Genomic DNA, 1,965 nt, shown 5'->3' with positions numbered 1-1,965 from the left:
TTCTACGGCCAGTGCATCGCGTACCGCACGGATGCCTTCGACGGTCGCAAGCCGGAGTCGTGGGCGGACTTCTGGGACACCAAGGCGTTTAAGGGTGGCCGGGCGATGGTCAGTCCGGATGGTGACCTGCCGGAGCTGGAGTTCGCGTTGCTGGCCGACGGTGTGCCGATGGACAAGCTGTATCCGCTGGATGTGGACCGGGCTTTCAAGGTGCTGACGCGTCTGCGGGGTGACATCAAGAAGTTCTGGGACAGCGGCCCTCTGCCGGGTGTGCTGCTGAGCCGTCAGGAGGTGACGATGTCCACCGTGTGGGACGGCCGGATCGCCGATCTGCAGAAGCAGGGTGTCCCGGTGGAGCGGCAGCTCAACGGTATGCGCCGCCAGTTCTCGGGCTATGCCATCGCCAAGGGCGCGGCCAACGTGGACGGCGCCTACCGGCTCATGGACTTCGCGTTGCGGGCCGAGAGTCAGGCGGCCCTGGCCAAGGCCTTCCCGTCGAACCCGTCTTCTCCGGTGGCCTACGCCAAGCTCAGCGAGGACCAGCGCAACGCCCTCGCCGGTGCGCCGAAGTACTACGACGAGGGCTTCGACGCGGACATCGACTGGTGGCTGAAGAACGAGTCGGCCGTCACCAAGCGCTGGTTGGAGTGGGCTCGTGGCTGAATTCGATGTGGTCACACCGTCGGTGAAGGTGGCCGGTGGCACCCTGCCCACCGCGACGGGCAAAGCGCTGTCGGTGGTGGCCCTGCGCAAGACGTACGGGGACGTCGTCGCGGTCGACGAGGCGTCCATGGAGATCGCGGCCGGGGAGTTCGTCACCTTCCTCGGCGCCTCGGGGTCGGGCAAGACCACGACCCTGATGATGATCGCCGGGTTCTGCGAACCGGACTCCGGCACCATCACCGTCGGGGACCGCGACGTCACGAAGTTCGCCCCGCAAAAACGCAACCTTGGCTTCGTCTTCCAGCAGTACCTGCTCTTCCCGCACATGACGGTCAGTGAGAATGTCGCCTTCCCGCTCACGCTCCGCGGGGTGTCCAGGGACGAGATCCGCAAGCGCGTCGGAGAGACCCTGGAGATCGCCGGTCTGTCCGGGTTCGGCGGCCGCAAGCCGCGGGAGTTGTCCGGTGGTCAGCAGCAGCGTGTCGCGCTGTGCCGGGCGCTGGTCTACCGCCCGCCGGTCATCCTCATGGACGAGCCGCTGGGCGCGCTGGACAAGAAGCTGCGCGACCAGCTCCAGGTCGAGATCAAGGCCATCCAGCAGGAACTCGGCCTGACCGTCATCTACGTGACGCACGACCAGGAGGAAGCGCTGGTCATGTCGGACCGCATCGCGGTGATGCGCAACGGCCTGATCGAGCAGTTCGACACCCCCCGGGAACTCTTCGAGCGGCCGAGGACTCCGTTCGTGGCGGACTTCCTCGGCGCGGCGAACTTCCTGCCCGGCCGCGTCCTGCAGAACACCGATGAACACACCGTGGTCCGCCTCGACGAGTCCGGCGGTCTGATCAAGGCACGCCGTCACCAACTGGCCTCCGGCACGCCGGTGAAGGTCGCCGTGCAGCCCGGCCGGCTGCGGGCCTGCGCCCCCGATGACGGTTTCTGTACCGGCACGGTCGAGACCGCCACCTACGTGGGCACTCTGGTCCGCGCGGGTGTGCGCATCGACGGCGGTGACGCGCCGCTACTGCGGCTGGAAGTGCCGGCCGGCCGCGGGCCCGTCACCGGCGAACGGGTCGGCATCACCGTCGACCCCGAGGACGTCAACCTCTTCCCCACCGAACAGGGAGGGTGAGCCATGGCCGCCACCCTCACGGGGGCTCCTGCCCGTCCGCGCAAGCTCCTGGCCTCCCGCCGCACCCGGGTCGGCATCCTCTATGCGCTGCCGGTCGTGGTCTACCTGCTGGTGCTGTTCGTCTACCCGATCTTCACCACGCTGTTCCTCAGCCTGAAGAACGCCGACGG

The 1,965-nt window shown here is 67.7% G+C and carries 2 protein-coding genes; both read left to right on the top strand.

The window, feature by feature from the left end; translation table 11 throughout:
- On the top strand, positions 1 to 663 hold a 663-nt coding region (locus ACZ3I3_RS41300), incomplete at its 5' end, for an extracellular solute-binding protein (protein WP_467373025.1).
- Positions 656 to 1,795: an ABC transporter ATP-binding protein gene (locus ACZ3I3_RS41295; RefSeq protein WP_467373023.1), complete on the top strand. Its 1,140-nt coding sequence runs from the start codon at positions 656 to 658 to the stop codon at positions 1,793 to 1,795. The genes ACZ3I3_RS41300 and ACZ3I3_RS41295, both read left to right, overlap by 8 nt.
- Positions 1,796 to 1,965: the final 170 nt, after the last annotated feature.

This window comes from Streptomyces sp. NPDC016851 (genome assembly GCF_055562795.1).
This window is presented reverse-complemented; position numbering and strand designations above follow the sequence as displayed.